At 58.0% G+C, this 5568-nt stretch carries 3 protein-coding genes and 3 pseudogenes; 2 read left to right on the top strand and 4 right to left on the bottom strand.

The features are described 5' to 3' along the window. Nucleotides 1-35: 35 nt before the first annotated feature. The gene (locus IE243_RS23670; protein WP_191321448.1) at nt 36-1280 is read right to left on the bottom strand and encodes an ADP-ribosylglycohydrolase family protein; all 1245 of its coding nucleotides are present in this window, start codon (nt 1278-1280) and stop codon (nt 36-38) included. 26 nt (nt 1281-1306) lie between these two features. Continuing rightward, nucleotides 1307-3364 (bottom strand): AAA family ATPase, encoded by a 2058-nt coding sequence (locus IE243_RS22020; RefSeq protein WP_191321447.1) that lies wholly within the window; start codon nt 3362-3364, stop codon nt 1307-1309. A 127-nt stretch (nt 3365-3491) separates the two neighbouring features. Here IE243_RS22020 and IE243_RS22015 point away from each other — a divergent pair, with 127 nt between their 5' ends. After that, a complete protein-coding gene (locus IE243_RS22015; RefSeq protein ID WP_191321446.1) occupies nt 3492-4199 on the top strand; it encodes an NUDIX domain-containing protein in 708 nt (235 codons plus the stop codon). A gap of 514 nt (nt 4200-4713) precedes the next feature. On the opposite strand, the pseudogene IE243_RS22010 reads toward IE243_RS22015, so the two are convergent. Both IE243_RS22010 and IE243_RS22005 read right to left on the bottom strand, forming a co-directional pair. Further along, nucleotides 4714-4962 (bottom strand): annotated as a pseudogene (locus IE243_RS22010) (transposase); the annotation flags it as partial. Between the two features lie 88 nt (nt 4963-5050). Then, nucleotides 5051-5209 (bottom strand): annotated as a pseudogene (locus IE243_RS22005) (IS3 family transposase); the annotation flags it as partial. Between the two features lie 98 nt (nt 5210-5307). Between IE243_RS22005 and IE243_RS22000 the strand changes: the two are divergent. Next, a pseudogene (locus tag IE243_RS22000) lies at nt 5308-5568 on the top strand (transposase); the annotation flags it as partial.

Below are 5568 nucleotides of genomic sequence, written 5' to 3'. Positions count from 1 at the left end.
ATCATGTCTGCGCCGCTGACGAAACCCCTGATGAGTCAGAGGCCAAGGGTCTTGGTATCAATCACATAGCCGCCCGACCTGATCTCGTCGCGCCTCTTGAAACGCCACGAGCCTCTTGCCACAGCGGCAACTCTGCCTTCGAACTGCTCGTCGCGCGGGCTGAAGACAGATGATTTGGTTTTCCCTTCGATCGCATCTGCCAACAGTTCCGCCCAATAGACGCACGCATCTACCGCCTCTGGCGCGGCATGGGTAACCCTGCTCTGCCGTGCCGCGATATCGCGCAGGAAAGTCCGGTCCTTCCAATATCTGATGGCCACGGGCGCGAGCCTCATCAATGAACCGTTGCCTGCCGTCATAGGGTCGGTGGAGCCTGATTGCGGTTGACCTGAGGACTTCCACCGGTGAATGGCCTGCACGGTTGTGATGCCGATATCAAAGCACACTCCCCTGCAGGAGAAATCGCCGCGCTCATACCAATCCTCAAACCGGCGCATCAGGGCATATTCGCTGAAGCCAGCAGGATCTTTCAGGCAATCAGCCAGCGCAAGGGCCATGGCCGTGTCATCGGTCCATTCTCCAGCCTGCAGCCCGAACGGTCCTCCGCCAATCATGCCTTGAAGTGGGGGGTAGGTGTCGCGCGGGCAGAACTCCAGCGTCGTCCCGACCGCGTCGCCAACGGCAAGACCGATCAAGGCCCCGCGGGCCCGGTCGCGAACAGCTTCATGCGCCCTGGATGGCTCACGCTCCGGCCGCGACTCTTGCTTGAGAACAAATTGCTCTTGCTCAGCCGTCTCGATAGCGCCACGCCGTACGCTGCGAACACGCCCAATCGCCCACGACGGTTCATGGCCCATTTCCACCAGTAGCCGCGCGGCAATTGTACCCGCGCGGCCGAGCCCGCCCCGGCAATGGACCAGTACGTCATGGCCGTTTCGTAACTGTGACCGCAGCGCTTCGCCGTAGATCGTCCATTCGGCCTCGAAGGCTGCGGCCGGTACGGAAACGTCACGGACAGGCAGGTGAAGCCACTGCATGTGCCGCTTGCGCGCCTCATCGCCGAGATGAGGAACGCCAAGCATTTCAAATTCATAATCCTCGATGAGCGAGACGATGGTTGCGGCTCCCCAGTCCCGAATGACTTCAAGGTCAATTCCGAGATCGCGACGCCACGCTCCCCCGAACAGGGAGGGCCCTGATTTCCCCGGGCAGAAAGTGATGCCAATCCGCCCCAAGCCTTCTCCTGTGGAGACTTCGGCGATCAGAAGCGGATGTGTCATGCTTGTCTTTTTTCATGCCACCCCTATCAATGAATCTTGAAGCCGATCCGCCGACCTGCATTCGGTCTCAGCCCGGCTTCTTGTTCAAGCATGCAGGCAAGCTCATTCGCATCGTTGATGTCCATAACTTCCGCTTGCCGCTTGACAACTGCGAAGTCACCCAACGTCAGTTGTTTATTCTCCATGAGAAAAATTGGCGTTTCGCACCCGAACTGTCGTCGGAAAACCAAATCTATCTGGTGACGTCTCAAGGCTTCAAAACGTGCCTTGAAGAGGAAGCGTCGGTTAACGGCGGCATCAAGTCTTGCTTCCATGTTGCTGGTTGCAGCGAACGGAAGAGGATGCCGTTCCATCCATGTCAGCATCTCGTTGACCTGGCTCACCTCCCAAGAGTGGGATGCCTGTGCGCGATCGGAAAGAAGTGAATCAGCTTCATCGAACAACAGGAAATAATTCCCGTCACGAGCTTCGGCGAACGCCGCTGCAATCCTGCTCTCCGTTTCACCCACATATTTGCTCACGAGGTCAGACGTGCGTTTCTCGAGCACGTCCATCCTCAACAGATGGGCGAGGTAGTGTGCGAAGGCGGTCTTGCCAGTGCCAGGCAAGCCGGTGAACAGGAACGACAGCCTGGTTGTCCTGCATCTGACAACCTTGTCGGCAAGAGCCGTGAGATCGATGTTCGCGGTCGCCCAAGCCAGATCAAACGCGATGTCAGAAGCTCCGGAAGCTTCTTCGGAGCCGACGATAAGTTTCCTGAACGAACGCGCCGCGGAAATCGCCATCTCCGCGCCGCCCTGCCCCAGGCTCGCGGCCCGGATCGAAGAGGAAACGATCGCGGGCGCGACTGATGATCGCGCAAGCCTCGCGACAGCATCGACATCCAGTTGCAGGCCCTGGTCGTTCGCCTGCTGCCTGACGATGCGCGCGGTGATGGCGGCCCCAGGCTTGCGAAACTCGACGACGCGTATCATCCGGCGGATAACAGCTTCATCAATCTCCTCCGCCTTGTTCGTAATCCAGACAGTGGGAATGGCGCAGTTCTCAATCAGCCGGTGCAGATAGACTTTCGAGCTACCCCGTCGTCCGTCGGACAACAGCCCAACACCGCCGAGGACGTCCTCTGCTTCGTCAACGACGGCAATGACGCGACCAATCCGCTCCCCAAGCGCCGACAACAGGGACAGGTGGGCCATACGGTCACTGCGCCCTGGCTCTTCCTTGTCGCGTGCGATCTCACCGACGAAAACAACCCTCGCATTGCATGCCATGCCAAGCATGGCGGCAAGTTCTGTCTTGCCCGCTCCTGGCGCCCCATAAAACAGGATGTTCACGCCTGTGGCCCTCTGCGCAAGGCTGCCGTTCAGGATGGCAGTCACGTCCTCGACATGGCTCGCCATGTGGCCAAAATCGGCCACACCCAGTTTTGGTTGACGTTGTTCGCCAAGTAAACGGGTCATAAGCCGGTCGGCGTTCACGGTGCGCTCCCGGAGGATGCTGAGCACCAGCTCGGAGGGGGCCACATCCTCGCCCCCACGATCGTCAATGAGGCCCAGTTGCGACAGGCGGCCGTTTCGGGAAAACAACCGGTGAGCCGCCATTTTTCTCTGGCCTATTGCCATTAACACCAGAGTGGCCTGGACCTCATCCCGGTCTCCGTATCCCTCGGTGAGAGCGGTCGCGAACGACATGAACGGGGGCAACTGGGTCAGGCGGCACACGGCGCCGAGCGCCTTCTTTTCAAATTCCTTAAGGCGGAGAGCGTGCGCGATCCAGTCAATCCGCGTTTGAAGCGCCGATGGAGCGTGCAGCCTCGGAAACTGCATGTCCAATTCCACTGATCTCAGCGCGACGACAAGATCGCCGTAGCCGCTAGCATCGCTGAGTGATCTGGACAACGACGGAATTTCTAGTTCTAAGCTGGACTTGTTCTGCGCATACCATTGAAGAACGCTCTGCTTGAGCGGCCCCCTCCCCCTGGTCATTGATGCCCGGAGGTAATTGAGGAAATAGGTCTTCAGGACGGCCTGCTCGAATGCGCCAAAGTGCATGTCTATCGATGGGAATGGATCAGCTCTGCTCAAATTGTCCCTGCTCCTGGAGAGGCTGCGCCACCGCATATGCAAGTGTTTACAGACTGCGCAGACCGCCTTAGTGTTTATAGGACACTAACAGAGACACTTATTGTCGTCAACACACTAAGCTGAGACCATGAACGCATCCCGCTACGCCGATGGCTATGCCCGCCCTTCCCTTGCCGCGGATATTGCCCTCTTCACCGTCATAAACGGCGAACTGCATCTGCTGCTGATCGAACGAGGAGAGTCCCCCTTCAAGGGACACTGGGCCTTACCCGGCGGCTTCGTTCAGGAATATGAGCCAATCGCAGATTGTGCCAGGCGTGAACTTGGGGAAGAGACGGGCTTCAAGGCGGCGCTGCTTGAGCAGTTTGGGATATTTGACCAGAAGGGGCGCGACCCACGTGGCTGGTATATCTCTGTAGCCTTCATGGCCATGACGTCAGAGAAAGATGCGACCATCAAGGCCGGCACTGACGCTGCCGATACCCGGTGGTTTCCAGTTAGCCATCTGCCTGACAGGCTAGCCTTCGACCATAGCGAAATCATAGAGCGAGCCTTGGAGGAGCTGGGCGAACGTGCCGGGCGTTTTGACCAGGCCATCATGGATCCCTTGTTCGCGATGCTGCCTGAACACTTTACTCTGTCCCAGCTCCAGGAGGCCTTTGACGCCATTCATGCCGGACGCTCTAAGGAAGACAAGCAAGAGTCCGACAAGCGCAATTTCCGTAAGCGCGTACTGGCCCTTCCTGGGTTGCAGGCGATACCAGGAGCAACGCAGCGCGGGAAGCACCGCCCTGCGCAGCTGTACAAGTACAACACTGACCGCAGCTCTGGCTGAAAGAGGTGAAGTGTCACTGCATCGCTCTTGGAATGTCGCTAGCCTATGAACACTGCCCAAACAAGGTGGCACAAGGGGTTGATAGGGCGGATTGCCATGCACGATTCAGTGAAGGAACATCGGAAAAGGACCGCTGATGAGATCAAATAGCTTCGGGAGCATGCAACAGTCCATCGTAATCCATGTGCCCGTGGAACAAGCTCCGACGCTTGCAAAGGTCCTTGGATTAAAGCCCTTCAAGTTGGAGGGGGAGCCTCCAAGATCGTACTTCACCTGGCACCGATGGACTACTCGCACAGGTGATGATGAAGATGTCGTCGTCCATTTGTGGGGGCTTATCGGAGATCCTCGCGACGAGGTCGACTGGAAAGTCGATTGGGATGCCTCTGAATACTGAGTGCCTAAACCAAGCACCGTCCGCACCTTCCATTGATCATGCCCCGCAGTCAGCACGAATTGCACGGATTTGCGGTTGTGATTTAAGAGTCAGGTTGAAAATTTATCCTGCGCGATTTCATGACCTTGCGATGCGTCTGATAAAGAGCTGGATCGAGGCGATAAACAGCCATGCGGTCGCTGATGCGATGGTTTGCTCGAAGTCTTTGGCGAGCCGGCGGTTTCGGTTGAGCCATGCGAAGGTTCTTTCGACGACCCAACGCCTTGGCAGCACTTCGAAGCCCTTGGCAGCATCGGAGCGCTTTATGATCGCGATCGTCCATTTGCCGAAGCACCGGATGGCCTCCCTGAGTTTGTCGCCGGCATAGGCCTCCGTCGTCATCGGTTCCGGCATAGGCTGCCTGGGCGAAATGGTCCTGAAGCGTTGATGTTCCCCCACTTCGGTGGACACAGATTTAGGCCATACGGTTTTCGGCCTGTTCCGGTGTCGTGTAGCCCAAGGCTGAGTGGATGCGTCGCCGATTGTAGTAGCCTTCAATGTAGGCGAACAGGTCCCTTCTGGCTTCTTCGCGGCTCGTCCATCTTTTCTGGTGGACGAGCTCGACCTTGAGTGTCTGATCAGAAATTAAGTTGAGTGGTATCAGCAGGTTGGCTTGACAGCCTGGCCTGTCGTTGATTCACGGGTTTCGCCAAAAACTTCCTTGGATCAACGATGTGGACTGACACCACTCGCGCCCTTCATGCGCGAAGCGGACTGGCTTTGCCAAGCGATTTGACCGATGCCGAATGGGCGGTTCTTGAGCCGCTGCTCCCACCCGCGTCGCACGTTGGGCGGCCCCGTAAATGGCCGCTGCGGCGCATTCTCGAGGCGATCCTGTATCTGCTGCGCGGAGGCCTGCCCTGGCGGATGCTGCCCCCTGCTTCCCGCCCGTATCGACGGTGCGACGCTGGTTCTACCTCTGGCGTGACGACG

It is taken from the genome of Camelimonas fluminis (genome assembly GCF_014656355.1).
Lineage (GTDB): Bacteria > Pseudomonadota > Alphaproteobacteria > Rhizobiales > Beijerinckiaceae > Camelimonas > Camelimonas fluminis.
Note: the sequence above shows the minus strand (reverse complement) of the source record. Positions and strands in the feature narration are given on the sequence as shown.

Bases quoted from the DNA above. Each gene is read 5' to 3' on its own strand.
- IE243_RS23670 (WP_191321448.1), bottom strand. From the start codon at position 1,280: ATGACACATCCGCTTCTGATCGCCGAAGTCTCCACAGGAGAAGGCTTG.
- IE243_RS22015 (WP_191321446.1), top strand. From the start codon at position 3,492: ATGAACGCATCCCGCTACGCCGATGGCTATGCCCGCCCTTCCCTTGCC.